Below are 25239 nucleotides of genomic sequence, written 5' to 3'. Positions count from 1 at the left end.
GTCGCTGCGAGGTGCGACCCACGGCACCCGGTCGAGCACCCACCCCCCCTGCCGCGTGCCCCGGCTGGGCGCGCTCCACACCGCTGTCGCTGCGAGGTGCGACCAACGGCACCCGGTCGAGCACCCACCCCCCTGCCGCGTGCCCCGGCTGGGCGCCGCCCCGGAACCCTTGTCGCCACGAGGTGCGACCGAACCCGCTGTCCTAGAGGTCAGGGCGGAGCCACTCAGCACATGAACCGGTGGGGACCGGCGGGTGAACGCGTGGGCGCTGCTGGCACGAGGATCCACTCCCCCGGTAGCGTGCCCGCCCATGAGCACCCTGATCCTCATCCGCCACGGCCAGTCGACGTGGAACGCCGAGAACCGCTTCACCGGGTGGGTCAACGTGCCACTCACGCCGCAGGGCGAGGCCGAGGCGACCGCCGCCGGCGAACGCCTCGCCGCCGAGGGCCTGACCGTCGACATCGCCTACACCTCCGAGCTGCAGCGGGCCATCAACACCGGCCAGCGGGTCCTTGCCGCGATGGGCCAGCCCGATCTGGAGCAGATCCGCTCCTGGGAGCTGAACGAACGCTTCTACGGCGCGCTCACGGGACGCAACAAGCAGCAGACGCGCGAGGAGTTCGGCGACGAGCAGGTCCACATCTGGCGGCGGTCCTACGACATCCCGCCGCCCGCCGGGGAGAGCCTCGCCGACACCGGCAAGCGGACCCTCCCGTTCTTCCACGACACGATCATCCCCGCCACCCGTGAACACGAGGTCGTCCTGGTCGCCGCCCACGGCAACTCGTTGCGCGCGATCCTCAAGGAGCTCGACGGGATCAGCGACGAGGACATCCCCTCGGTCAACATCGACACCGGTGTCCCCTACCTCTACGAGATGACCGACGGCGCGCCGACCGGCAAGCGCATCCTCGAGGCCTGAGCCCCGTGACGACCGGGCCCTCATGCCTGGACGTCGCGGGCGTGGCGGGCCCCGCAGGCCATGCAGGTGTGCCAGAGCTGGCCGTGCTCACGGCTGATCACCGCCCCGCTCGCGTGGCACTCGATGCAGCGCACCGAGGACGTCCAGAGGTTCTGCCCGGCTTCGCCCTGCCCCGACCACTCCGACCCGCGTGCCGCGCGCCGTCGCACGTCACGCCGCAGGTGGGCCACCCACAGCCCGCCGAGCACCACCGCACCGACCAGCGCGACGGCGACGAGCGGATCCATGCGGCCGAGGCTACTGCTGCGTAGGGTTCGGCCCGAATGGACACCGCACCCCGCGTCACCGTCACCCCCGACGACGTCGAGGCGGCCGCGCGCCGGCTCGACGGCGTCCTGCGGTACACGCCGACGATCCGCATCACCACCGACGACGGCCGCCCGCTGACCCTCAAGCTGGAGCAGCTACAGGTCACCGGGTCGTTCAAGGCCCGTGGGGCGACCAACGCCATCCGCGCGTTGCCCGCCGACACGCCGGGCGTGGTCACGGCGTCAGGCGGCAACCACGGACAGGCGGTCGCCTGGGCCGCCACCAACGCGGGCATCGACGCCGTCGTCGTGGTGCCGACGACCTCCCCCGACCTGAAGGCCGACCGGGTCGCCGCCTTCGGCGCACGGGTCATCCGCCACGGCGAGGTCTACGACGACGCCGAGGCCCTGGCCCGACGCATCCAGGCCGACGAGGGCCGCACGTTCGTCCACGCCTTCGGCGATCCGATGGTCGTTGCCGGCCAGGGGACGGTCGGCCGCGAGATGTTGGCCCAGGCCCCCGACTGCGATGCGCTGGTCGTCGGCATCGGCGGCGGCGGACTGGTCTCCGGGGTGGGCGTCGCCGCGTCCACGAGCGACGTCCGGGTCATCGGTGCCGAACCCGTCGGGGCCCCGACGCTGCACAAGGCCGTCGCTGCCGGCGGTGTGCCGGTCGAGGTGACCGTCGACACCATCACCCGCCCGTCCCTGGGCGCCCGCGTGACCACCGCGCTGAACGCCCACCTCGTCGTCGAACACGTGGACCGGGTCGCGCTGATCGACGACGACGCTGTCCTCGCCGCCCGGGACTGGCTGTGGGACCGGGTCCGGATCGCCGCGGAGCTCGGCGGCTGCATCGGCCTCGCGGCGGTCCTGACGGGGGCGGTGGACGCTGACCATCCGTGCGTGCTGATCTGCGGCGCCAACGACGACTGGACCCCGCCCACCTTCCCGCGAGGCCGCTGACCCACGCGGTCGCCCGAGCACGGGCCTCGTGGGCCACCGTCCCGAAGGGGCCACCCGGGGATGCCGACGGCCACTAGACTCCCCGGCCACATGATCACCATCACCGCGCAGAGCACCGACCTGGCCCAGCTCGACGTCGACGCCATCGCCGTCGGCGTGTTCAAGGGCGGCATCGAGGGCCCCGGCGCCACCCACCTCCTCTCGGTCCTCGGGCTCGACGACTTCCCCGTCACCCCGTCGTTCCGCGGTGACGTCGGCCAGACCCTGCGCATCGCCGCACCCGGTCAGCCGTTCGGCAGCATCGTCCTCGTCGGCCTCGGCCGGATGGACGGCATCAGCCCCGCATCGCTCCGCCGCGCCGCTGGTGACGTCATCCGCGCCGTCCCCCAGGCCGCACGCATCGCGACCACCCTCGCCGAGGTCCACCCGACCAGGGCCGCGATCGAGGCGGTCGCCGACGGCTTGACCCTCGGCGCCTACACCTTCACCGAGTTCACCTCCACCGGTGCCGGCGACACCCCGACGGAGCGCGAGGCGATCCTCGTGCTCCCCTCCTCGATCCTGGCCGAGGCCGACGCTGCCATCGAACGCTCCCGCGTGGCATGCGAGGCCATCGCCTTCGCCCGCGACCTGGTCAACACCCCGCCGGGTGACGCCACCCCGATCGACATCGCCGACCGTGTCCTCGAGAGGATGGGCGACCGGCTCGACGTGACCGTCCTCGACCAGGACTGGCTGGCCGAGCAGGGCTTCGGCGCGATGCTCGGCGTGGCCCAGGGGTCGGCCAACCCACCCCGCCTGGTCCGCATCGACTGGACCCCGGAGAACCCCCTGGCCCACGTGGTCATCGTCGGGAAGGGCATCACGTTCGACAGCGGCGGCCTGAACCTCAAGCCGGGCGCCGGCATGATGACGATGAAGTCCGACATGGCCGGTGCCGCCGCGGTCGCCGGCGTCATGGACGCCATCGCCACCCTCGGGGCACGCGTCCGGGTCACCGGCTTCATGGGCCTCGTCGAGAACGCCATCGGCGGCAACGCCCAGCGACCCAGCGACGTCGTCACCGCTTGCAACGGCACCACCATCGAGGTGGCGCACACCGACGCCGAGGGCCGTCTGGTGCTGGCCGACGTGCTGGCCCACAGCTCGGCGATGGCGCCCGACGTCATCATCGACCTCGCCACCCTGACCGGCTCGGCGGTCGCGGCGCTCGGCCCCTACACCGCCGCGCTGCTGTCCAACGACGACAGCCTGCGCGACGCCGTCACCCGGGCTGCCGGCGCCGCCGGAGAACCCCTGTGGCCCCTGCCGTTGATGGAGGACCTCGACGCCTGGCTGGACACCGGCACCGCCGACGTGCACCACCTCGGCCCGGACAAGGGCCCCGACGCCATCATGGCTGCGCTGTTCCTCCAGCGCTTCGTCGGTGACGTGCCCTGGGCCCACCTCGACATCGCCGGCCCGGCGTTCCTCGACCGCGCCCACGTCCGCGGTCACCAGCCCGCCGGCGGCACGGGCTACGGGGTCGCCACGCTGCTGGCCTACCTGCAGCAGCAAGCCATCTGACAGGCCCCGAGGTGCCCAGGGTGCTCAGGTCGCGGCCGAGCGAGCCGATCGATAGCGAGACATGCCTGCTCCCGACGCGCACCACGCTGCGCCCGCCCGCGACGAAGGCCAGGATGCGCTCCGTGATGCGGAGGAGCGGTTCAGGCGTGCCTTCGAGATGGCGCCGACCGGCAACGCGATCCTGCAGCCGGACGGCCAGCTGATCCGCGTCAACGCCTCGCTCGGGGCGATGCTGGGCACCGACGCGCAGGCCCTGCTCCTGCGCCGCGTCAGCGAGCTGGTCAGGCCCGAGGACCGCGACCGGCTGCGGCAGTTCCTCGACGAGGTCGTCGCCAGCGCTGGCCCCGCCCGAGCAGAGCTACGGTTGGCCCATGCCTCCGGCCGTCCGGTGCACGTGGCGGTGACCGCGTCCGCGGTCCACGACGCGGACGGCTCGGCGTCGTGTGTGATCGCCCAGATCGAGGACGTGACCGCCCGAAAGCTGGCGCAGGCCGCCTTGACCCACCAGGCGACCCACGACCCGCTGACTGCACTTCCCAACCGCACGTTGCTGCTCGACCGCCTCGGACAGGCGCTGGAGCGGTCGCGCCGCAACGGGGGGCACATCGCGTTGCTCTTCTGCGACGTCGATCGATTCAAGCGGATCAACGACTCCCTCGGCCACGAGGTCGGCGACCAGCTGCTGGTCGAGATCGCCCGGCGGCTGCGCACCTCCATCCGCGGCGCCGACACCGCGGGACGGCTCAGCGGTGACGAGTTCCTGGTGATCTGCGAGGAGCTCAGCCGCGAGTCCGATGCGATGCGGTTGGCCGAACGCGTCCGCGCGCTGACCGACGAACCGATCGCCGTCGCAGGGCACTCCCTGTCGATCACCCTGTCCATCGGGGTTGCCCACGCCGGCCCCGACGACCAGCCGGCCGCGCTGCTCCGCCGTGCCGACACCGCGATGTACGAGGCGAAGGAACGCGGACGGGGACGCATCGAGGTCTTCGACGAGACCCTGCGCGAACGGGCACGGGCCCGCCTGCAGCTCGAGACCGAGCTGCGCACGGCCGTGGACGGCAACGAGCTGCGCCTGCACCACCAGCCCATCGTGGACCTCGCGACGGGCGACATCGTCGGCCGCGAGGCCTTGGTCCGGTGGCAACATCCGGTCGAGGGGTTGCTCGGTCCCGGGGCGTTCCTCGACGTGGCCGAGGAGTCCGACCTGATCGTCGACCTCGGGTCGTGGGTGCTCGACGAGGCATGTCGCCAGGGGCGCCTCCTGACCAGCAGCAACAGCCAGACCCATGTGGCCATCAACGTCAGCGCACGCCAGCTCGGACGGCCGGACTTCCGTCGCCGGGTGGAGCACGCGCTGGCCACCAGCGGCCTGGGACACCGGCAGCTGATCCTCGAGCTCACCGAGACCTCGTTGCTCAAGGCCGCCCGGTCGACCCTCGCCGACGTCGATGCCCTGAACCGGGCGGGAGTACGCCTGGCCGTCGACGACTTCGGGACGGGCTACTCCTCCTTGACCTACCTGCAGAAGCTGCCGGTTGGCGTCGTCAAGATCGACCGGTCGTTCGTCGCCGACATCACCACCGACGCCAAGCGGCGGGCCATCGCCAAGGCCGTCATCAGCCTGGGCCAGGCACTCCAGCTGGACGTCATCGCCGAGGGAGTCGAGGACGCCGAGCAGGCTGCGGTCCTGGCCGACATGGGCTGCCGGCACGCGCAGGGATACCTCTTCGGACGCCCCACGCCGTTCGAGCAGCTCGTGGGCACGGCCGCCGGGTCCTGACCTGTCGACGTGCCCGACCCACCGTCGAGCACGTACCCTGCCGTCCCTATGCTGCGGATGTCGACCCTGTTCCTGCGCACACTGCGCGAAGACCCTGCTGACGCCGAGGTGCCGTCCCATCGGCTGCTCGTGCGCGGTGGCTACATCCGTCGGGCTGCGCCCGGCGGGTTCACCTGGCTGCCGCTGGGCTGGATCGTCTACCGCAAGGTCGAGCGGATCGTCCGCGAGGAGATGGACCGCGCTGGCTTCCAGGAGGTCCACTTCCCCGCGATGCTGCCGCGCGAGCCCTACGAGGCCACGGGCCGCTGGACGGAGTACGGCCCCAACCTGTTCCGCCTCAAGGACCGTCGCGACAACGACATGCTGCTGGCGCCCACCCACGAGGAGATGTTCACCCTCCTCGTGAAGGACCTGTACAGCTCCTACAAGGACCTGCCGCTGTCGATCTACCAGATCCAGACCAAGTACCGCGACGAGGCGCGTCCCCGCGCTGGCCTGCTCCGCGGCCGTGAGTTCGTCATGAAGGACTCCTACTCCTTCGACATCGACGCCGATGGCCTGCAGGCGTCCTACGACCGCCACCGCGACGCCTACATCGCCACCTTCGAACGCCTGGGCATCGACTACGAGATCGTGTCGGCGATGTCCGGGGCGATGGGCGGGTCCGCCAGCGAGGAGTTCCTGGCCCCGATCGAGGTCGGCGAGGACACCTTCGTGCGCTGCACCGCCGGTGACTACGCGGCCAACACCGAGGCCGTCGAAGTCGCGGCCCCCGACGCACAGCCGACCGACGGCCTTCCCGACGCCGTCGTCTGCGACACCCCCGACACCCCGACCATCGCCACCCTGGTCGACATGCTGAACGGCCGCGAGGACCTGCGTCGCGAGGATCGCGACTGGACCGCCGCCGACACGCTCAAGAACGTCGTCATGATGCTCGAGCACCCCGACGGGACCCGGGAGCCGCTGGCCATCGGCGTGCCCGGCGACCGCGACGTGGACCTCAAGCGCGTCGAGGCCCAGCTGGCACCGGCCGTCCCCTCCCCCTTCACCGAGGCCGACTTCGCGAAGTACCCCTCGCTGGTCAAGGGCTACATCGGTCCGGAGGTCCTGGGCGAGGAGTCGCCGTCGGGCATCCGGTTCCTCGTCGACCCCCGCATCGTCGACGGCACCCGTTGGGTGACGGGCGCCAACGAGCAGGACCGCCACGTCGTGGGCCTGGTCGCCGGTCGTGACTTCACCCCGGACGGCACCATCGAGGCCGCCGAGGTGCACGACGGCGACCCCTGCCCCCGCTGCGGCTCCCCCATGGAGATCGCCCGCGGTGTGGAGATCGGCCACATCTTCCAGCTCGGCACCAAGTACGCCGAGGCGCTGGACCTGACCGTGCTCGACGAGAACGGCAAGACCCGCACCGTCACGATGGGTTCCTACGGCATCGGGGTCTCCCGCGCCGTCGCGGTGCTCGCCGAGGCCAACCACGACGACGACGGCTTGATCTGGCCTCGGGCCATCGCCCCGGCCGACGTGCACGTCGTCGTCGCCGGCAAGAAGAACGGCCCGCAGGGCCCGGCAGCCGAGACGCTGGCCGCCGAGCTGGAGGCCGCTGGCCTGGAGGTCCTCCTCGACGACCGCATGGGGGTCTCCCCCGGCGTGAAGTTCAACGACGCCGAGCTGCTGGGTGTGCCCACCATCGTGGTGGTCGGGCGTGGCCTGGACAGCGGCGTCGTCGAGGTCAAGGACCGCCGAACCGGTGACCGGCAGGACGTTGCGCTCGAGGCGGTCGTCGACCGCCTCGTGGAGGTCTGCACCACGGGCTGATCGACCGACGGCGCCCCGCGGGTCAGCCGATCGGCGGGGAGGCCATCAGGACATCCAGGTCCTCGGCCGGCTGTGGCCGGCCGAGCAGGTACCCCTGGGCGATGTCGGCCCCGAGCGCGCGGAGCCGATCCAGCGCCTCGGGCGTCTCCACCCCCTCCGCCACCACCTGCAGGCCGAACGCGTGGGCCAGCGAGATCACCGAACCCATGACGTCCTCGGCCTGCGGGTCGACGCCGAGGCCCTCGCTGAACGACCGGTCGATTTTGACCGCCACGACCGGCAGGTCCCGCATGCGGGCGATCGAGGAGTACCCGGTCCCGAAGTCGTCGATGACGATGTAGAGGCCCATCCTGCGCAGCTCCTCCAGCACCGTCCGGGCCACGTCGATGTGACGCATGACCGCCGATTCGGTGACCTCCACGACCAGGAGGTGCGATGGAAGCTCGTGGCGCTCCAGCATCTCCGCCAGGCGGCTGACCAGGTTGGGGTCGGTGAGCTGTGAAACGGCCAGGTTGAACGAGACCGGGCGGGTCACGCCGCGCCGATGCCAGGTCGCTGCCTGCGCCACGACCTGCTCCAGCAGCTGCATGCCGAGCGGCACGATCTGGCCGGTCTCCTCGGCCAGCCCGATGAACCGGTCAGGGGTGGCGACGATCCGGCCGTCACGATGCCACCGGGCCAGCGCCTCGACCCCACCCCATTCCCCCGTCGCCAGCCGGACGCTGGGCTGGTAGTGCACGGAGAACTCGCCGTCGTTGAGGCCACGGCGAAGCTGTGCCTCGAGCTCGACACGTTCGAGCACCCGCTGGCGCAGGGAGTGGTCGAACTCCACCCACCGAGCCCGACCACCCTCCTTGGCGGCGTACATGGCCGCATCGGCGTCACGCACGAGCCCCTCGGCGCTGCTGTCGTCGTCGGCGACGGCGACCCCGATGGACACCGTCAGCACGAACTCGCCGCGGTCGACGACGAACGGCTCGGTCAGCACCTCCGCGGCCAGGCGTGCCGCGTCACTGATGCCCCTCGCGGTGGCGTCGTGGAGCAGCACGGTGAACTCGTCGCCCCCGAACCGGGCGACGGTGTGCTGGCCATCGAAGGCGGCGCTGAACCGCTCGCCCAGCTCTGCGAGGATCCGGTCGCCGGTCGGATGGCCGAAGCTGTCGTTGATCCACTTGAACCGGTCGAGGTCCAGGAACAGGACCGCAGGGCGGGAGTCGCCCCGGGCCAGGCGAGCGCTGAGCTGCTGCAGGAACTGCTGGCGGTTGGGCAGCCCGGTGAGCGGATCCACCTGCGCCGTCCGGACCAGCAGCCGCTCGGCCCGTTCCCGCTCGACGGCCAGCGCCACGACGTCAGCAGCCGCTCTGACGACCATGACCTCGTCGTCGTCCGGGGTGTGCGGGGTCGATCGGTACAGCGCGAACGTCCCGAGCGGTTCGCCAGCGGCGTTCTTCAACGGGTGGGACCAGATCGCCCGCATGTCGTAGGTGCGGACGAGGTCCTGGTAGCTCCGTGTGAGCGGATCGACGAGGGTGTCGTGGATGACCACCGCCTGTCCTCGGTGGGCGGCGGTGCCACAGGCACCCTCCCCCTCGCCTATCCGCAGCCCGTCGAGGGCGTCCCTGGCCTCTCGCGGCAGGCTCGGGGCGGCGCCGTCGCGCAGGACGACCCCGTCGTCGTCGACCAGCATCACCGAGCACTGCGACCCGGGGAAGCGACGCTCGATGTCGCGGCACATCCGGTCGAGGGTGACGGCCAGCGGCTGGCCACGGACGATCTGCTGGAGGATCCCCTGATGTGTCGCCAGGTCCTCGTGGGCGCGCCGGCGGCGGACCTCGGCGTCCCGTTCGTCGGTGACGTCACGGACGACCCCGACGACCTGCGCCACACCCTCCTCGTCGACGTCGGCGTGTGCACGGGCGTGCAGCCACCTGAGGGCCCCGTCCGGCCGCGTGATGCGGAAGTGGCCGCTCCACGGCCCGCCGTCCTCCAGCATCTGCTCCCAGCTGGTGCGAAGGTCGTCTCGGTCCTCGGGGTGGACGATGTCGAGGTACGTGCTGCGGCCGATCGGTTCGGCGTCGGGGGAGACGCCGTAGAGGCGATGCATCTGGGCGGACCACCACAGCCCGTTGCGGCGGTCCCACGTCCACGTCCCGATGTCGGCGACCCGCTCGATCTGGGCGAGGCGCGCGTCGCTGGTCCGTGGGTCACCCACGTCGTACCTCCGTCGAGCTCCGGTACCGGAACCCCGCGTGGATCCCGGGCCCCGTCCCGCTCGCAGGATACCGGCACCTCCGTTGTCTGCGCGGCAGCCCGGGTCCAACGGCATCCGCGACGACGAACCTCGCTCGTCCGCAGGTCGGGCAGGAGAACGGGGCGTGACGTCGAACTGACGGAGCGATGAGCCGATTCCTCCACCAGCCGTTCCGTGCGCTCCTTTCGCTGGCCCTGGCGCTGGCCCTGCTCGCGCTGTCCCCGGTGGCGTTGCCCGCCGGCGCCGATCCGATCGACGAGAACCCCTGCACGGACACAGCGGACGCGACGAGGGACTACACCGTCGATGTGGACGGCGACACGGCCACGGGTGTCGTGGCGTTCCCCCAGCAGGACCCGCGGGCCCTCGTCGTCTTCGCCCACGGCTACAGCCACGCGTCGGCGTCCTGGGTCGAGCACTCCCGGTGGGCGGCCACCGAGCTGGGTGCGGCGGCCGTCGCCATGGACTACCGCGGCACCCACGTGGGTGAGGACGGCGCCATCCGTGGATGGCAGGTCGCAGAGGGTGCGGCCGACATGATCGCCGCCGCCCGCGACCTCGAGGGCCGTTGCGGTGGGTTCGAGACGATCGTCATATTCGGCGTGTCGATGGGTGGCAACTCCAGCGGCCTCGCGTTGGCTGCCCAGCCGACCCGCCTGGACGGGACCACTCCGCTGTTCGACTGGTGGTTCGACCTCGAGGGGGCGGCCAACGTGATCGAGACCTACCAGGGCGCCCGCGCGCTGGCCGCCGTCAACACCTTCGCCCGTTACGCCCAGGCCGACATCGAGGCGGAGATGGGCGGCACGTTCGAGGAGGTTCCGGAGGTCTACGCCGACCGAGCCGTGGTCAACCGGGTCGACGACATCGCTGCCTCGGGGGTGAAGGGCGTGTACATGGTCCACGGCGTCGAGGACGGGCTGGTCCCCTTCGACCAGGCCGCAGAGCTCCACGCCCTGCTCACCGAGGCCGGCGTGCCCACCACCTTCGACATCAGGGTCGACAACGGCGGGGCCGAGTCGGGCACCACGCTCAGCGGCTACGCCGTCCAGGGGTCGCCGCTGGCCGGCCATGCCTCGGAGACCTCCACGACCCACGTGGTCATGCGGGCGGGCTTCGACCGGCTTCGCACCCTGCTGGTGGACGGCGAGCCCATCTGCAACGCCACGACGTTGAGCAACCCCGTGATCCGTCCGACCATCAGCCGGGGCTGCTGACCGACGGCCCCGTGCCTGTCGGCGGGCAGGGGCCCAGCGGCGAGCGTACGCTGCGGGCGATGGGATCCATCGAGGTCATCGACGCCGACATCACCACGCTTCGGGTCGACGCGATCGTCAACGCCGCCAACCAGCGGCTGCGCGGCGGCGGCGGCGTGGACGGTGCGATCCATCGAGCCGGCGGCCCACGCATCCTCGAGGACTGTCGCCGCGTCGTGCCCGACGGTGCACGGCTGCCCACCGGCGAGGCCATCGCGACCACGGCGGGTGACCTGCCCGCCCGCCTCGTCGTCCACACCGTCGGCCCCGTGTACGCCGACGCCGGCGAGGACGCGCCTGCGCTGCTGCGGTCCTGCTACGAGCGGAGCCTGGCGGTGGCGGGCGACGAGGGCTGCCGGTCCATCGCGTTCCCGTCGATCTCGACGGGGGTGTACGGCTACCCGGTGGAGGAGGCCAGCCGGATCGCCATGGCGGTCCTGACCGCACACGTCGACGCCGCACGCGAACCGTCGCGCGTGGTGATGTGCTGTCACGGGGAGCACGATCGGGCCGTGTACCAGCGGGCGCTGGAGGACCTCCGGGGCGGGTGACCGGGGTCCGTGCATCACGGGGCCCGTATCCGGGTACCCACATGCCGTGTCCACCACGTCACCCACCACGGACCCGTCCGTCGCACCGCGAGGGGACTCGAGCGACTCGAGCCCGACCCTCGCGTCGATCGGACGCAGCGCGTGGCACCTCCTCGGCATCCTGCTGGCGTTCGCCGCCGTCGGCTGGCTGGTCAGCAGGGTCGCGCTGGTCGTCGTGGCGTGCATCCTCGCCCTGCTGATCGCGGCCACCATCGAACCGCTGGTCGAACGGCTGGAGGACCGTGGGGTCTCGCGCACGGTCTCGGCGCTCGGGCTGACCGTCACGTGGATCCTCGTCCTGCTGGGGGTCTTCGCGCTGGTTGGGTGGCGGTTCGTGGACCAGGTCCCCGAGCTGGCCGACCAGCTGCGCCAGGCGCTGGAACGGCTGCGCAGCCAGTTCCCGGGGCTGCCGATCCCCCGCAACGGTGGGATCGAGGAGATGTTCTCCTCGATGGCCGGTGGTGGCGAGGACAGCGGGACCAGCCCCGCGGTGTCGGGACTCCGCGTGCTCGCCGAGGTGCTGACCGGCGCGGCGCTGGCGGTGGTGCTGTCGTTCTTCCTGCTGCGCGACGGCCGCTCGATGTGGTCCTGGTTCCTCGGCCTGTTCTCCCGTGCCCGGCAGGCCCGCGTCGACCGCATGGGGCATGCCGCCTACGGCACGATCGCGCAGTACGTCCGTGGCCTGACGGTCGTCGCCGTGGCGGACGCAACCCTGAGCGCCATCGGGCTGTTCGCGCTGGGGGTGCCCCTGGCCGAGGCGCTGGTCGTGCTGACCCTCTTCGCCGCCTACATCCCGACGATCGGGGCCTTCGTGGTCGGCGGGCTGGCGGTCGCCACCGCGTTCGCGTCGGGCGGCACCGGGCTCGCGATCACCGTGGGGGTGCTCTACACCGTGATCCAGCAGGTCGACGGCAACGTCCTGCAGCCGTGGGTCATGGGCTCGCGGCTGCCGCTGCATCCGGCTGCGGTCCTGATCGCCCTGACGTGCGGCGGGCTTGTCGCCGGCGTGGTGGGTGCGCTGCTGTTCGTGCCCCTGTCCGCTGCGGTGGTCGCGGCGTTCCGGGCGTGGCGCGACGACTCGGACGGCGCACAGGAGGACGGGACCACCGTCCCAGTGGGCGAACCCGCCTGACCACATCCGTGGCCCCTGCGGTACGGACGGATTCCTGACCGGCGGGCAGCCTACCCACTCTCGCCCGGTCGATGGCTAGCCTGCGCCCATGCCGACGCTGACCATGGACCGTGCCGAGACGCTGCTTGCCGACGGCTTCAGCAAGTGGGTGTGCGAGCTGGACCTGCGCTTCGACGCCATCACCGAGGAAGGGGTCGTCATGCGGATGCCGTTCGACCCGAAGCTGTGCCGGGCCGGTGGCATCGTGTGTGGCCAGGCGTTCATGGCGCTGGCCGACACGGCGTCGGTGTTCGGCATGTGGGCGGTCGCCGGTGACATCCGCGCCTGCACCACCGTTGACCTGTCGACGCAGATGATGCGCCCGATCAGCGACGCTGACGTGCTGGCGACCACCCGGGTCCTGCGCCTTGGCCGGTCGATGGCGTTCGTGCAGGTGCTGCTGACCGCCGACGGCGACCCGCGACCCGCCGTGAACGCCCAGGTGACCCTCGCCCTGGTCTGACCGGCTCAAGCGAGCGGGCGTTCGTGCCGATGGTGGAGGAGATGATGGTCTTCGGTACCGCCAGCGGCGCGGTCTACGAGTGGCACGGCAACCTGCTGACCCGTGCCCTCGACGGCGTGCTGCAGGCCCGGACCGACATCAACGACGTGGCGCGGGTCGCCGTGGGCCAGCGCGCGGTGCTGATGACCCACGACGGCACGATCAGCCTGACCGACCGGGTCACCCGCGTCATGGTCGGTACCGGCTTGGTCGAGGCGGTCTGAGTCAGGTCGGGCGTGCGACACTCGTCCACAGCCCACCCCTTGCCGGGTTCGCCGAGGAGGTCCGACCATGCCGTCCATGTCCACTGCGGAGATCTACGCCGAGCTGGCGCCGCACCTACGACGGCTGACTGTCGACGACTACTACGGGATGCTCGACGCCGGCCTGCTGCAGGAGGACGACAGGGTCGAGCTGCTCCGGGGTGTGATCGTCGAGATGTCGCCAACCAACCCACCACACCACCTCGTCGTGGAGTGGTTGACGATGTGGGTCGCACGCCGGGTCGCCGAAGGGCTCCATGTGCGGGTCCAGAGCCCATGGTCGGCGGCGATCGACTCCGAACCCGAACCCGATCTGGTCGTGGCCCCAGCCGGTTGGCACCGCCGCCCCGCCTCCAGGCGGTCTCCCCACGAGGCGGCGCTGATGGTCGAGGTCGCCGACTCCTCGCTGCGTCGTGACCTGCTGGTCAAGGCGGCTATCTACGCCGAAGCCGGCGTGGCCGACTACTGGGTGGTCGATGTGATCGCCGAGCAGGTGGTGGTGCACCGCGACCCGGTGGACGGCGTGTACCAGTCCGTTCAGCGGGTGGGTTCGCCCGAGGTCCTGATCGGTGCCGGGGTGGACGTGCCCCTCGGCGACCTGTTCTCGTTCGTCAGAGGGGAATGACCGACGGCGTTGCCTCTCCGGAGGAGCCCCGCCTCATTCCCGGGGGACCCGTCACTCCCCGCCGGCCAGCGACAGCGTCCAGCGCTCGTAGCCGTCCGAACCGTCGGCCACTTGGTGGAACCCTGCCTGCTGATAGAGGTGGCGAGCGGGGTTGTGTGGCCGCACCCCGAGGTCCATGTCGGTCGCGCCGGCAGCGCGTGCGTCGCCCAGCGTCCGGGCCAGCAGCCCTTTGCCGACCCCGGTCCGGCGTCGCGTCGGGTCGACGTTGATCGAGACGAGGACGGCTCGCGCACCCGACGGCGTCCACATGGCGTAGCCCACCGCGACGTCGTCGACCTGGGCGACCACGGTGCGGTTCAGGTTGTCGATCCACATCGCGAGGTTGCGGTCGATGGCGTTGAGCCAGCCCTGCACCGACTCGGGTTCGACGTCGTCCATGTAGCGACGCTCGAACCGGGCGATCAGCGGTAAGTCCGCGACGATCGCCCCGCGGAGGGCCATCGCGGTTTCGGTCACGATCGACTCTGAATGGAGCGTCCGAGCACTACTCGAACGCCTCCGGCGGCGGGCAGGCGCAGACAAGGTTCTTGTCGCCGTAGGCTTGGTCGATCCGGCTCACGGGGGCCCAGTACTTGATGGTCCGGTCGGGGTAGGCGGTGCCGGGGTAGGCGGCCTCGTCGCGGGTGTAGGGGCGGTCCCACTCCCCCACTAGGAGGTCCTCGGCTGGGTGGGGGGCGTGGCGCAGCGCCGAGTCCTCGGCGGCGACCTCACCGCGTTCGACGGCGGCGATCTCCTCGCGGATGGCAAGCATCGCGTCGCAGAACCGGTCGACCTCGACCAGCGGTTCGGACTCCGTCGGCTCCACCATCAGGGTGCCGGGCACCGGGAAGCTCATCGTCGGGGCGTGGAAGCCGTAGTCGATCAGCCGCTTGGCGACGTCCTCGTTGGTGATCCCCGTCTCCTTGGTCAGGGGACGCAGGTCGAGGATGCACTCGTGGGCGACGGTGCCGTTCTCACCGGTGTACAGGACCGGGTAGGCGTTCTTGAGCCGCTCGGCGATGTAGTTGGCCGACAGGATCGCCACCGACGTCGCGTCGGTCAGCCCCTCCCCGCCCATCATGCGGATGTAGGCCCACGGGATCGCCAGGATGCCGGCCGACCCGTTGACCGCCGCGGAGATCGCCGGCGCGGCAGCGGAGCCCGGCAGGAACGGTGCGAGGTGCTCACCGACCGCGACCGGCCCGACGCCGGGCCCACCGCCGCCGTGGGGGATGCAGAAGGTCTTGTGGAGGTTCAGGTGGCTGACGTCGGCGCCGAACCTCCCCGGCTGGGCCAGGCCGACGAGGGCGTTGAGGTTCGCCCCGTCGAGGTACACCTGCCCGCCGTGCTCGTGGACGATGTCGCAGATGTCGGTGATGCCCTGCTCGAACACCCCCGCGGTCGAGGGGTAGGTGACCATGATCGCGGCCAGCGTGTCGGCGTGTTCCTCGGCCTTGGCCCGCAGGTCGTCGATGTCGACGGCACCGGCTTCGGTGGTGGCGACCACGACGACCCGCATGCCGGCCATCACGGCGCTGGCGGCGTTGGTACCGTGCGCCGAGGACGGGATCAGGCAGACGTCGCGCTGGGTGTCACCGCGGGAACCGTGGTACCCGCGGATGGCCAGCAGGCCGGCGAGCTCGCCCTGCGAACCCGCGTTCGGCTGCACGCTGACGGCGGCGTACCCGGTGATGTCGGCCAGCCACTGCTCGAGCTGCTCCACCATCAGGCGGCTGCCCGCGGTGGTGTCCTCGGGCGCGAACGGGTGGATGTCGGCGAACTGATGCCAGCTGATGGCCTCCAGCTCGACGGCGGCGTTGAGCTTCATCGTGCACGAGCCAAGCGGGATCATCGCCCGGTCCAGGGCGAGGTCCTTGGCCGCCAGCCCGCGGACGTAGCGCATGAACGACGTCTCGTTGCGGTGGGCGTGGAACACGGGGTGGGTCATGAACTCGCTCGTGCGCGCCAGCTCGGCGGGCAGCGCGGGCGGCTCGACCTCGTCGTGGTGGCCGAGCACGTCGACGCCGAACGCGGCGCAGACCACGTCCAGCTCGTCCTGCCGTGAGGTCTCGTCGAAGCTGACCCCGACGTGGTCGGCGTCGATGCGCCGCAGCAGCACACCGGCCTCGCGGGCAGCGGCGACGATGGCGTCGGCGCGGCCGGGCACGCGGGCGGTGACGGTGTCGAACACCACGTCGGCGACGACCTGGATCCCACCGGCGGTCAGCGACGCGGACAGGGTGGTGGCCAGCCGGCGGCAGTGCTCGGCGACGGCGGTCAGGCCCTCGGGCCCGTGGTAGGTCGCGTAGAACCCGGCGGCGACGGCCAGCAGGACCTGGGCGGTGCAGATGTTGGAGGTGGCCTTCTCGCGGCGGATGTGCTGCTCGCGGGTCTGCAGCGCCAGCCGGTTGGCGGGACGGCCCTTCGCGTCGACGCTGACGCCGACGAGGCGACCCGGGAGGGTGCGCTTGTAGTCCTCGCTGGTGGAGATGTAGGCGGCGTGCGGACCACCGAACCACATCGGCACGCCGAAGCGCTGGGTCGACCCGACGGCGATGTCGGCGCCCAGCTCACCGGGAGGGGTCAGCAACGTCAGCGCGAGCGGGTCGGCGGCGACGATGGCCAGGCCGCCCCGGTCGTGGATGGCGTCGATCGCCGGCCGCAGGTCCCGGACGGCCCCGCCGCTGCCGGGGTACTGCAGCAGCAGGCCGAACGCCTCGGGCAGCTCGTCGTCCCATGGGTCCACGGTGGCGACCTTGACGCCGAGCGGCTCGGCGCGGGTCTGCAGCACCGCGAGGGTCTGCGGGTGCACGTCGGCGTCGACGAGGAAGGTGTCGGGGGCGCCACGGACGGCCCGGCGGGCCATCGTCATCGCCTCGGCAGCCGCAGTCCCCTCGTCCAGCAGGCTGGCGTTGGCCAGCGGCAGGCCGGTCAGGTCGGCGACGACGGTCTGGAAGTTCAGCAGCGCCTCGAGCCGCCCCTGGGAGATCTCGGGCTGGTACGGCGTGTAGGCGGTGTACCAGGAGGGGTTCTCCAGCACGTTGCGGCGGATCACCGGCGGGGTGACCGTGCCGTAGTAGCCCTGCCCGATCAGGCTGGTGAGCGGCTTGTTCATGCCGGCCAGCTCGCGCAGCTCCTCCAGCGCCTCGTCCTCGGTTGCGGCGCCGGTGAACCCGGTCAGCGCCAGCGGCTCGGCCTGGCGGATCCGCGAGGGGACGGTGGCGTCGAGCAGCTCGTCGAGCGACCCGCGGCCGAGGGTCTCCAGCATGCGGGCGACGTCACCGTCGTCCATGCCGATGTGCCGGGTGGTGAAGGGGTGGGCGGTCACGTGAGCTCCAGCGATGGTCGAGTCAGCGCCCTCGTCCCGGTGCGGTGACGAAGGGGTGACCCCCGCTGTTCGTGGCCTGAGAGCTTCACCGGCCGGATGCGGACGGCTTTCCCCTTCGGCGCCGACCGCGATGGGCCGAGCTCTTCAGCGTGCGCCTGATCGGGCGGTCCGGGTGCCTGAGAGTTTCCGGGGCGGTTGCTCCTTCGGCGCCGGTCGGGATGGGTGCCCGACCGAACTCTCCCGCGCGACCGTGGCAGCGCACGCCGAATGGTAGCGCCCGCTCGTCCCGATCGGGACTTGTCCGGCCGTCGGCCCGGTCACCGGACCTTCACGGGACGTTCACCCCCGTGCGGAAGGTCCTCGAACCGTCGGGATCGAACTCCTCGAGTAGCGCCCCGCTCCCCCTCCCAACAGCCGCCGACGCGGAGCGCCAGGAGACACCAGTGCCCTTCGCCATGCCCACCGACCGCCGTTCGTTCCTGCAGCGCAGCGCCTACTTCATCGCCGGGGCTGCCGCTGCCGGCCCGCTGTCCGCGCTTGCCGCCAACGCCGCCCATGCCCAGACCGGCCCCGTGACCGTCGGTCCCCTCGGCCTCCACCTCGACGAGGCCCTGCAGCTGTCCGACAACGGGGGATACGGCCCCCTCCAGCCGTCCAACCTGGGCGAGGAGCTGTACCTGCCCGAGGGGTTCACGGCCACGCGGCTGTCACCAGCGGGGACCACGATGAGCAACGGCGTCCCCGTGCCCGGCGCCCACGACGGCATGGCCTGCTTCGGGATGCCCGACGGCACGTTGCGCCTGGTCCGCAACCACGAGACCTCCGGCGGATCGCCCTTCGGTGCCAACGCCTACGACACCCAGCTGGGTGGCACCACCACGATCGTGTTCGATCCCGAGGGCGACGGCGTCGAGCTGTCGACGCACCCGTCGGTGACCGGCCTCATCCGGCCGTGCGGCGGCGGTCCGACGCCGTGGGGGTCGTGGCTGGCCTGCGAGGAGACGACCGCCACGACCGGCAAGCCGCACGGCTATGTCTTCGAGGTCCCCGCCGCAGCCGATGCGCCCGTCGACCCGGTGCCGGTCGTCGCCATGGGCCGCTTCAACCACGAGGCCGTCGCCGTGGACCCCCGTTCGGGCGACGTGTACGAGACCGAGGACTCGGGGACGTCGGGCATCTATCGGTTCCGCCCCACCGAACCCGGCAACCTGGCCGCCGGTGGCGAGCTGCTGATGCTGAAGGTCGTCGGCACCGACGGCTACGACACCCGAACCGGCCAGGTCGTCGGATCGAGGCTCGGGGTCGAGTGGGTCCCGATCACCGACCCCGACCCCGACGAGTCGATCTGGCACGGCAAGAACCTGTACGAGGAGGGTGTCGCATCCGGTGGCGCGACGTTCGCACGCGGCGAGGGCGCGTGGACCGGGGTGACGACGGACGTCGCCGGCGACATCGTCGACGTCACGATCTGGTTCGCCTGCACCTCCGGGGGCGACGCCGGCGAGGGTCAGGTCTGGGCCTACCACCCCGACGTGGCCGACCCCGAGCACGGCACGCTCGAGCTGGTCTTCGAGTCCCCCGGGAACCACGTCCTCGGGCACCCCGACAACATCACCGTCCACCCGGTCAGCGGGGTCGTCACCGTCTGCGAGGACGGCGGTGGCGCGCCCCTCTCGCTGGCCGGTGAGGGACTGCCGGGGTCGACCAACGGCATCCCGGGCGAGGCGACGTACAACGAGACCCTCGCCCGTCGGCAGCGCGTCCACGGCGTGACCGCGGACGGCCGGATCTTCTCCTTCGCCCACCAGTTCGCCTCGGAGTTCGCCGGTGCATGCTGGAGCCCCGACGGGAAGTGGTTCTTCGTCAACATCCAGGGCAACGCCACCACCTACGCCATCACCGGGCCGTGGGAGAAGGGTCCCTTCGGGCGGTGACACCCCGGCCGGACGGCAGGCGATCGGGGGGGTGGTTCGGTTCGGCCGGACGCGACCGGGGAAGCCTGAGGTCTCCGTGCCGCCATCACCCCCGACGCCGCTTCCGGTTCCGTCCCTCGACGAGGTCGACGTGTGGGTCGACACCCATCTGGCGGACCTGATCGGCCCGTCGCCCGTTGCACGCCACCCGAGCATCCGCGGCGGGCAGTCGGCAGCCGATGCGGCGCTCGCCGGGTGGGACGTCCGTGGCTATGCGTCGACCCGCAACGAGGTCTGGCCCGTCAGCCGCCAGGGCGCGTCGGGCCTGTCGCCCTGGATCCGCCACGGCCTCCTCCCGCTGCGACGGGTGTGGGACCACGTCGAGGGCGGCCCGACCCGTGACGTGCGGAAGTTCCACGACGAGCTGCTGTGGCAGGAGTACGCCCGCCACCTCCACGCCCGGATGGGCCGAGCCACCGGCCGGTCGTTGCGGGCCCAGCCGCCACCCGTCGACCCGGCCGGCGCCGAACGGGCGTGGGACGGCGACATGGCCTGCATGGCGCTGACGGTCGGATGGTTGGAGGAGGGCTGGCTGCCCAACCAGACCCGCATGTGGCTGGCGTCGGACTGGACGGTCCGCCACCACGCCCGATGGCAGGACGGAGAGGACCGGTTCTTCCGCCACCTGCTCGACGGGTCGCGGGCCGCCAACCGGCTCGGCTGGCAGTGGACCGTGGGAACGGGCAGCCGGAAGCGGTACGGCTTCTCGCGCTGGCAGGTGGAGAAGCGGGCACCGGGGCTGTGCGACACCTGTCCGCTGGTCGATCGTTGCCCGATCGAGTCGTGGCCGGACGGTCCGCAGGAGAGCCCGTGGCTGGCGCAGGCCGACCCTCGCCTGCGTGGCGGCCCCGACGACGCGGGTCCGCCGAGCGCCGAGGTGACCGGCGAGCCCGAGGCGGTGTGGCTGACCGGGGAGTCCCTCGGCGACGCCGACCCTGCCCTCGCGGCATGGCCCGACCTTCCTGCCGTGTTCGTGTTCGACGCGCCGTTGCTCGCGTCGCTGCAGCTGGCCCGACCGCGGGTGGTGTTCCTCGTCGAGACCCTGGCCGACCTGGCGCGACGGCGGCCCATCGAGGTGTGGCGAGGCGACCCGAGGGTGCTGCTGGCCGGCCGTCGGCTCGCCGTGACGCACGCCCCCGTCCCCGGCTTCGGTCCCCGCGCCGCCCGGCTGGACGTCGTGGCCACACATCCGTGGCCGTGGTTGCTCAGTCCCGCCGGCGGTCCGGTCACGTCGTTCTCGGCCTGGCGGAAGGCCGTCGGCACGGTGCCGGCGCGCAATGCCCAGCTGTCGCTGGAGGTGCACTGATGGGTCGCCGCACGGTGCTCGTCCTCGGGGATCAGCTGAACCGGGCGACGGGAGCGCTGGCCGACGTCGGCCCCGAGGACGTCACCGTCCGCATGGTCGTCAGCCGTGCCAAGCTCGCCCAGCGGCCATGGCACCGCGCCAAGCTGCACCTCGTCCTCTCCGCGATGCGTCGGTTCGCCGACGACCTGCGCGAGGACGAGTTCGAGGTCGACTGGCGCGTGGAGGATCGTTGGGCCGACGGGCTGGACGGCGCCGTGGACCCGGTGGTGATGGCCCCGTCGTCGTGGGACCTCCGGCAGCGGCTGGACGGGCTGGGGGTCGAGCAGGTCCCCAACGATGCGTTCGTCGTGGGCGAGGAGGGGTTCGCGGACTGGGCGGCGGGCCGCAAGTCCCTGGGCCTGGAGTGGTTCTACCGGCAGGTCCGCACCGAGACCGGCTGGCTGATGGACGACGGCGAACCGGCCGGCGGGCAGTGGAACCACGACAAGGCCAACCGCGAACGCCCACCGGCGGACGGTGTGTCCCCTCCTCCCCCGTGGCGACCGACCGAGGACGCCCTCGACGAGGAGGTCCGCCGGCAGGTCGCCGGCTTCGAGCAGGCGCTCGGGCTGGAGCTGTACGGGTCGATGGACGAGCGGCTGTTCCCGACGTCGCGCGCCGAGTCGCTGGCGGCGCTGGAGGACTTCCTCGACCACCGCTTGGCAGGGTTCGGCCCCCTGGAGGATGCGGTGGTCGACGACGAACCGTTCATGTGGCACTCGTTGCTGTCGGTGCCACTCAACTACGGCCTGCTGCATCCCCACGAGGTCGGCGAGGCCGTCGACGCCCGCTGGCGGGACGGTCGCCGGAACCTGCCGGTCGCCTCGGTGGAGGGGTTCCTCAGGCAGGTCGCCGGCTGGCGGGAGTACGTCTGGGGCATCTACTGGTACCGGATGCCCGGTTGGCGGGAGGAGAACCACCTGGGCCACGACGGAACGGTGCCCCAGCCGTTCTGGGACGGCGAGACCGACATGGCCTGCATCGCCGGGACGATGGAGGACCTGCTGGCGCGGGGCTGGACCCACCACATCCCCCGGCTGATGCTCCTGGGCAACTACGCCCTGATGGCCGGGGTCGACCCGCAGGCGCTGACGGAGTGGTTCCACTCGATGTACGTCGACGCGTTCGACTGGGTGATGGTCCCCAACGTCATCGGCATGTCGCAGTGGGCCGACGGAGGGGTGATGGCCACCAAGCCGTACGCCTCGACCGCCCGCTACGTCAACAGGATGACGACCCACTGCGACGGGTGCGCGTTCGACCACCGCACCCGCACCGAGGACGACTCGTGCCCGTTCAACGCGTTGTACTGGGACTTCCTGTCGCGGCATCGGACGACGCTGTCGGCCAACCATCGGATGGCCCCGATCCTGGGCAACCTCGACCGGTTCTCCCGCAGCGAGCGGAACGCGATCCGCGAGCGGGCTCGGCTGTTCCGCACCGACGGTTGAGCGGGTCGTCGGGTCAGGCCCGGGAGAGGTCCTGACAGGTCGGGCAGCCCCAGATGGTCCGGGACCGGGGCGTCCACATCACGATCGGCGTGCCGCAGCGGTGGCACGGCCGGTCGTGGCGCTTGTAGACGTAGCGCTGCTCGTCACGCGGCAGCCTCGCCCGGCTGCGACGTCCCACGTCCGCGGGGTCGACGGTGACGATGCGCCCCGACTTCTCCCCCTCCTTCAGCAGGGCGACGGCGTCGTCCCACAGCGCCATGACCTGCTCGTCGGTGAGGTCGGACGCGGGGATGTCGGGGTCGATGCCGGCGCGGAACAACATCTCCGCCCGGTAGACGTTGCCGATGCCGGAGATGGCCTTCTGGTCCAGCAGCGCCTCACCGATCGGCAGCCTCCTTCGTCGCATGGCGGCCACGAACCGGGCCGGGTCGGCCCTGCGGTCCAGCGGGTCGGGCCCCAGCCGGCCGCGGATCCCCTCCTCCTCCGACGGGCTGATGATGTCCACCACCGTCGCGCCCGCCAGGTAGATCGTCGTGCCGGCCGCCGCCGCCTCGCCCTCGATGGTCCGCAGCGCCAGCCGGGTGCCGTCAGTCGGGGCCGGCGGCTCGTCGACGAAGGTGCGGAACTTGCCGAACAACCCGAGGTGGACGTGCAGCAGCTCGCCCGTGGCCGTCCCGTCGGGCGTGCCCCACTCGTAGAAGAGGTGCTTGCCGACCGCCCGGATGTCGCGGACGGTGCCCCCGTCCAGGCGGGCCGCCCCGTCGTCGAACCGCCCCTGCGGCGACCACGCGGCCACCCGCTTCCCCTTCAGGTGGCGACGCTGCAGGCGGGCATGGCGATGGATCGTGTGGCCTTCGGGCATGCCGGCCAGTCTGCCCCTCCCCCTGTGTGTCGCCCCACCCGGCGCCCGGAGCCTCTGGGTCAGGTGATGTTGCGCTCGGCGGCCCAGCGGGACAGCTCGTGGCGGTTGGAGAGCTGCAGCTTGCGAAGGACGTTGGAGGCGTGGGTCTCCACGGTCTTGACGGCGATGACCAGCGCCTCGCCGATCTCGGCGTAGGTGTAGCCGCGGGCGAGGTGCTGCAGGACCTCCCGTTCGCGAGGGGTGAGCTGCCCGAGCTCGGCGTCGACCTGGACCACCGGGATGGCCGCGAACGCGTCGAGGACGTAGCCGGCCAGCTGCGGGGAGAAGTAGGCGTCCCCGGCGGCGATGCGGCGCACGGCCGTGACGAGCTCGTCGGAGGCGACGGTCTTGGTCACGTATCCACGGGCACCGGCCCGGATGATCGCCACGACGTCGTCGGCGGAGTCCGACGCCGACAGGGCGAGGAACTCCACGTCGTCCACGCCGGCCCGACGGACTCCCTCGATGACCGCGGCGCCGCCCCCGTCGGGCAGGTGCACGTCGAGCAGCACGACCGCCGGTCGGGCGTCCACGATCCCCTCGATGGCCTCGGCGACGGTGCCGGCCTCACCGGCGATCCACAGCGACTGGGCGATCTCGGCGCGCAGGCCGGACCGGAAGATCCGGTGGTCGTCGACGACGTAGACCTTGAGGCGTTCGTTCATGGCTGCTCCTGTCCGTCGACGGCGATCCGGAGTGCCACCTCCGTGCCGCGGCTCGGCCCGCTGCTGATGGTCGCCGATCCGCCGGCTCGGTGCATCCGGCCACGGATCGACCCGGTGACCCCGTGTCGGTCCGCCGGCAGGTCGTCGGGGTCGAAGCCGATCCCCCGGTCCCGGATCCACACGGCCACGGTCGCCCCGTCCCGCTCGGCGAACACGTCGACGGTGTCCACGCCGGCATGCACGGCCGCGTTGGCCATGGCTTCCCTGGCGGCACGGGCCAGCGCCCCGACGCCCTCGTCGACCGGTGGGACGGGCAGGTCGGCCGCGCCGCCGACGCTGACCACCCGGACGGAGACGCCGTAGCGCTCCTCCATGTCCTCGGCGTGGGCCTCGAGGGTCGGGCCGAGGCGGCCGAGGGGCTTCGGGACGTCGGGATCGTGCCCATCATCGTCCCCCGCCGACGCAGGCCCCGATCGCGCCGACCGGGGCGCGGACGACCCCAATGACGACCCCGTTGACGGCCCCGATGACGACGCCGCGACGACCACCGGGCCGGTCTCCGGCGGGAACAGCCATTCGCGGAGCTCGCGTTCCTGGCGGCGGGCCAGCGAGCGGACGGCGCCTGCGTCGTCGGCGCGTCGCTGGACCAGGGCGAGGGTCTGCAGCACCGAGTCGTGCAGGTGGGTGGCCGTCGTGGCCCGCTCGCGCGCGACGGCGAGCTCGGACTCCGCCAGCCGGGTCCGTTCCTCCTGCCGGCGCAGGACCTGCACGCCCAGCCACAGCGCCGACGCGCCCAACCCGTAGAACAGGACGTTGGAGGTCGCCGACGGCAGGGAGGGCGTGCCCACCGAGAAGAGGTTCAGCAACGTCGCCGCGCTGAGGACCGCCGCGGCGACGCCGACGCCGGTCCGGTCGGCAACCGCCAGCGCGACGACCAGCGACGCGAACGGGTACCCGCCGGCGAACCCCGTCGTCTCACCGAAGAACCCGGGCCCGAGGATCACGACCACGGTCACGGCCACGTCGACCCATGCGGCGAACGACCCAGCGGCCGACCCCCGCTCGATCAGGCCGGTGCGCCACGCCAGGACGGCCCAGGCGACCGCGAAGGCCGTCACCGCCCAGGAGGCCACCGGGGCGACCAGCTGGCCGGCCGCCCAGGTCGTCGCGACCAGCAGCACGATCCAGACCGCGCCGATCAGGCGCAGGACCACGGCCACGCGCCCGAGCGCCGCGTCGACACCGGAGTTCACGGTCTCCATCATGCGGGCAGACGCCACGATCGGCGGGCTTCTGCATCCTCTGCGCACCCCGCGGTCGTGCCGTTGGGCTCCCGCGCATCGGATATGTCACAATCGGCGGCCCTGAACGTCAGCAGGGCCCCAGCTGCCCACACGGCAGCGTGTTACGGGCCCGCCATTCACGACACGGTGCGCACCCCGCACGCCGGTAGTCGATGCCGGACTTCGATGAGCTGGCAGGATTCCCCCTCACGAGCTCGGGCCCACAC

At 71.8% G+C, this 25239-nt stretch carries 21 protein-coding genes and 2 riboswitches; of the genes, 14 read left to right on the top strand and 7 right to left on the bottom strand.

All coding sequences use genetic code 11. From position 1 onward, the window contains the following. Window positions 1-310: 310 nt before the first annotated feature. A complete protein-coding gene (locus CUC05_RS05045; protein WP_108664966.1) occupies window positions 311-925 on the top strand; it encodes a 2,3-bisphosphoglycerate-dependent phosphoglycerate mutase in 615 nt (204 codons plus the stop codon). A gap of 20 nt (window positions 926-945) precedes the next feature. Here CUC05_RS05045 and CUC05_RS05040 read toward each other — a convergent pair whose 3' ends face one another. Next, the gene (locus tag CUC05_RS05040; protein WP_108664965.1) at window positions 946-1212 is read right to left on the bottom strand and encodes a hypothetical protein; all 267 of its coding nucleotides are present in this window, start codon (window positions 1210-1212) and stop codon (window positions 946-948) included. A gap of 36 nt (window positions 1213-1248) precedes the next feature. Between CUC05_RS05040 and CUC05_RS05035 the strand changes: the two genes are divergently transcribed. From CUC05_RS05035 to CUC05_RS05020, 4 genes are all read left to right on the top strand, one after another. Beyond that, on the top strand, window positions 1249-2199 hold the full coding sequence (locus CUC05_RS05035; RefSeq protein ID WP_108664964.1) for a threonine ammonia-lyase: 951 nt from the start codon (window positions 1249-1251) through the stop codon (window positions 2197-2199). 90 nt (window positions 2200-2289) lie between these two features. After that, a complete protein-coding gene (locus CUC05_RS05030) occupies window positions 2290-3765 on the top strand; it encodes a leucyl aminopeptidase (protein ID WP_157965217.1) in 1476 nt (491 codons plus the stop codon). Between the two features lie 61 nt (window positions 3766-3826). Next, entirely contained in the window at window positions 3827-5548 is a 1722-nt protein-coding gene (locus CUC05_RS05025) for a putative bifunctional diguanylate cyclase/phosphodiesterase (protein WP_108664962.1), read from the top strand. A gap of 48 nt (window positions 5549-5596) precedes the next feature. Continuing rightward, window positions 5597-7369 (top strand): proline--tRNA ligase, encoded by a 1773-nt coding sequence (locus tag CUC05_RS05020; protein ID WP_170127920.1) that lies wholly within the window; start codon window positions 5597-5599, stop codon window positions 7367-7369. Between the two features lie 22 nt (window positions 7370-7391). Here the strand turns inward: CUC05_RS05020 and CUC05_RS05015 are convergent, their stop codons facing one another. Further along, on the bottom strand, window positions 7392-9581 hold the full coding sequence (locus CUC05_RS05015) for a sensor domain-containing protein (RefSeq protein ID WP_170127919.1): 2190 nt from the start codon (window positions 9579-9581) through the stop codon (window positions 7392-7394). Between the two features lie 185 nt (window positions 9582-9766). On the opposite strand from CUC05_RS05015, the gene CUC05_RS05010 reads away from it, so the two are divergent. The 6 genes from CUC05_RS05010 (at window position 9767) to CUC05_RS04985 (ending at window position 14027) form a co-directional block, all read left to right on the top strand. Further along, a complete protein-coding gene (locus CUC05_RS05010) occupies window positions 9767-10837 on the top strand; it encodes an alpha/beta hydrolase family protein (protein ID WP_108664960.1) in 1071 nt (356 codons plus the stop codon). A gap of 59 nt (window positions 10838-10896) precedes the next feature. Next, window positions 10897-11427 carry an O-acetyl-ADP-ribose deacetylase gene (locus CUC05_RS05005; protein WP_108664959.1) on the top strand — a complete coding sequence of 177 codons (531 nt, stop codon included), beginning with the start codon at window positions 10897-10899 and terminating at the stop codon, window positions 11425-11427. Between the two features lie 46 nt (window positions 11428-11473). Next, on the top strand, window positions 11474-12598 hold the full coding sequence (locus tag CUC05_RS05000) for an AI-2E family transporter (RefSeq protein ID WP_157965216.1): 1125 nt from the start codon (window positions 11474-11476) through the stop codon (window positions 12596-12598). 88 nt (window positions 12599-12686) lie between these two features. After that, a complete protein-coding gene (locus CUC05_RS04995) occupies window positions 12687-13100 on the top strand; it encodes a PaaI family thioesterase (RefSeq protein WP_108664957.1) in 414 nt (137 codons plus the stop codon). Window positions 13101-13123: 23 nt separating this feature from the next. After that, window positions 13124-13363: a hypothetical protein gene (locus CUC05_RS04990; protein ID WP_157965215.1), complete on the top strand. Its 240-nt coding sequence runs from the start codon at window positions 13124-13126 to the stop codon at window positions 13361-13363. A 67-nt stretch (window positions 13364-13430) separates the two neighbouring features. Beyond that, the gene (locus CUC05_RS04985; protein WP_108664955.1) at window positions 13431-14027 is read left to right on the top strand and encodes a Uma2 family endonuclease; all 597 of its coding nucleotides are present in this window, start codon (window positions 13431-13433) and stop codon (window positions 14025-14027) included. 51 nt (window positions 14028-14078) lie between these two features. Here the strand turns inward: CUC05_RS04985 and CUC05_RS04980 are convergent, their stop codons facing one another. Next, the gene (locus CUC05_RS04980) at window positions 14079-14543 is read right to left on the bottom strand and encodes a GNAT family N-acetyltransferase (protein WP_157965214.1); all 465 of its coding nucleotides are present in this window, start codon (window positions 14541-14543) and stop codon (window positions 14079-14081) included. A 28-nt stretch (window positions 14544-14571) separates the two neighbouring features. After that, window positions 14572-17358, bottom strand: coding sequence for an aminomethyl-transferring glycine dehydrogenase (gcvP, locus tag CUC05_RS04975; RefSeq protein WP_420810893.1), 2787 nt, complete (start codon window positions 17356-17358; stop codon window positions 14572-14574). 97 nt (window positions 17359-17455) lie between these two features. Continuing rightward, window positions 17456-17546: riboswitch (glycine riboswitch) on the bottom strand. A 2-nt stretch (window positions 17547-17548) separates the two neighbouring features. Continuing rightward, a riboswitch (glycine riboswitch) is annotated at window positions 17549-17647 on the bottom strand. Between the two features lie 190 nt (window positions 17648-17837). On the opposite strand from gcvP, the gene CUC05_RS04970 reads away from it, so the two are divergent. From CUC05_RS04970 to CUC05_RS04960, 3 genes are all read left to right on the top strand, one after another. Beyond that, window positions 17838-19328, top strand: coding sequence for an alkaline phosphatase PhoX (locus CUC05_RS04970; RefSeq protein ID WP_205712131.1), 1491 nt, complete (start codon window positions 17838-17840; stop codon window positions 19326-19328). Window positions 19329-19404: 76 nt separating this feature from the next. Next, window positions 19405-20673 carry an FAD-binding domain-containing protein gene (locus CUC05_RS04965; protein ID WP_108664952.1) on the top strand — a complete coding sequence of 423 codons (1269 nt, stop codon included), beginning with the start codon at window positions 19405-19407 and terminating at the stop codon, window positions 20671-20673. Continuing rightward, the gene (locus CUC05_RS04960; RefSeq protein WP_108664951.1) at window positions 20673-22163 is read left to right on the top strand and encodes a cryptochrome/photolyase family protein; all 1491 of its coding nucleotides are present in this window, start codon (window positions 20673-20675) and stop codon (window positions 22161-22163) included. The genes CUC05_RS04965 and CUC05_RS04960 overlap by 1 nt, the downstream gene beginning before the upstream one ends. A gap of 13 nt (window positions 22164-22176) precedes the next feature. Here CUC05_RS04960 and CUC05_RS04955 read toward each other — a convergent pair whose 3' ends face one another. The 3 genes from CUC05_RS04955 to CUC05_RS25265 are packed head-to-tail and all read right to left on the bottom strand — an operon-like array spanning window position 22177 to window position 24982. After that, complete coding sequence (locus tag CUC05_RS04955) at window positions 22177-23025, bottom strand: Fpg/Nei family DNA glycosylase (RefSeq protein WP_108664950.1); 849 nt, start codon at window positions 23023-23025, stop codon at window positions 22177-22179. A 59-nt stretch (window positions 23026-23084) separates the two neighbouring features. Continuing rightward, a complete protein-coding gene (locus CUC05_RS04950; protein WP_108664949.1) occupies window positions 23085-23729 on the bottom strand; it encodes a response regulator in 645 nt (214 codons plus the stop codon). Further along, window positions 23726-24982, bottom strand: coding sequence for a sensor histidine kinase (locus CUC05_RS25265; protein ID WP_205712130.1), 1257 nt, complete (start codon window positions 24980-24982; stop codon window positions 23726-23728). Before CUC05_RS25265 ends, CUC05_RS04950 begins: the two co-directional genes overlap by 4 nt. Window positions 24983-25239 lie beyond the last annotated feature (257 nt).

Origin of the sequence: Euzebya rosea (genome assembly GCF_003073135.1) — a bacterium.
Classification (GTDB): Bacteria; Actinomycetota; Nitriliruptoria; order Euzebyales; family Euzebyaceae; genus Euzebya; species Euzebya rosea.
The sequence above is the reverse complement of the archived record's forward strand: the minus strand, read 5'-3'. Positions and strand labels throughout refer to the sequence as shown.

Bases quoted from the DNA above. Each gene is read 5' to 3' on its own strand.
- CUC05_RS05045 (WP_108664966.1), top strand. From the start codon at position 311: ATGAGCACCCTGATCCTCATCCGCCACGGCCAGTCGACGTGGAACGCC.
- CUC05_RS05040 (WP_108664965.1), bottom strand. From the start codon at position 1,212: ATGGATCCGCTCGTCGCCGTCGCGCTGGTCGGTGCGGTGGTGCTCGGC.
- CUC05_RS05035 (WP_108664964.1), top strand. From the start codon at position 1,249: ATGGACACCGCACCCCGCGTCACCGTCACCCCCGACGACGTCGAGGCG.
- CUC05_RS05030 (WP_157965217.1), top strand. From the start codon at position 2,290: ATGATCACCATCACCGCGCAGAGCACCGACCTGGCCCAGCTCGACGTC.
- CUC05_RS05025 (WP_108664962.1), top strand. From the start codon at position 3,827: ATGCCTGCTCCCGACGCGCACCACGCTGCGCCCGCCCGCGACGAAGGC.
- CUC05_RS05020 (WP_170127920.1), top strand. From the start codon at position 5,597: ATGCTGCGGATGTCGACCCTGTTCCTGCGCACACTGCGCGAAGACCCT.
- CUC05_RS05010 (WP_108664960.1), top strand. From the start codon at position 9,767: ATGAGCCGATTCCTCCACCAGCCGTTCCGTGCGCTCCTTTCGCTGGCC.
- CUC05_RS05005 (WP_108664959.1), top strand. From the start codon at position 10,897: ATGGGATCCATCGAGGTCATCGACGCCGACATCACCACGCTTCGGGTC.
- CUC05_RS04995 (WP_108664957.1), top strand. From the start codon at position 12,687: ATGCCGACGCTGACCATGGACCGTGCCGAGACGCTGCTTGCCGACGGC.
- CUC05_RS04985 (WP_108664955.1), top strand. From the start codon at position 13,431: ATGCCGTCCATGTCCACTGCGGAGATCTACGCCGAGCTGGCGCCGCAC.
- gcvP (WP_420810893.1), bottom strand. From the start codon at position 17,358: ATGGACGACGGTGACGTCGCCCGCATGCTGGAGACCCTCGGCCGCGGG.
- CUC05_RS04960 (WP_108664951.1), top strand. From the start codon at position 20,673: ATGGGTCGCCGCACGGTGCTCGTCCTCGGGGATCAGCTGAACCGGGCG.
- CUC05_RS04955 (WP_108664950.1), bottom strand. From the start codon at position 23,025: ATGCCCGAAGGCCACACGATCCATCGCCATGCCCGCCTGCAGCGTCGC.
- CUC05_RS04950 (WP_108664949.1), bottom strand. From the start codon at position 23,729: ATGAACGAACGCCTCAAGGTCTACGTCGTCGACGACCACCGGATCTTC.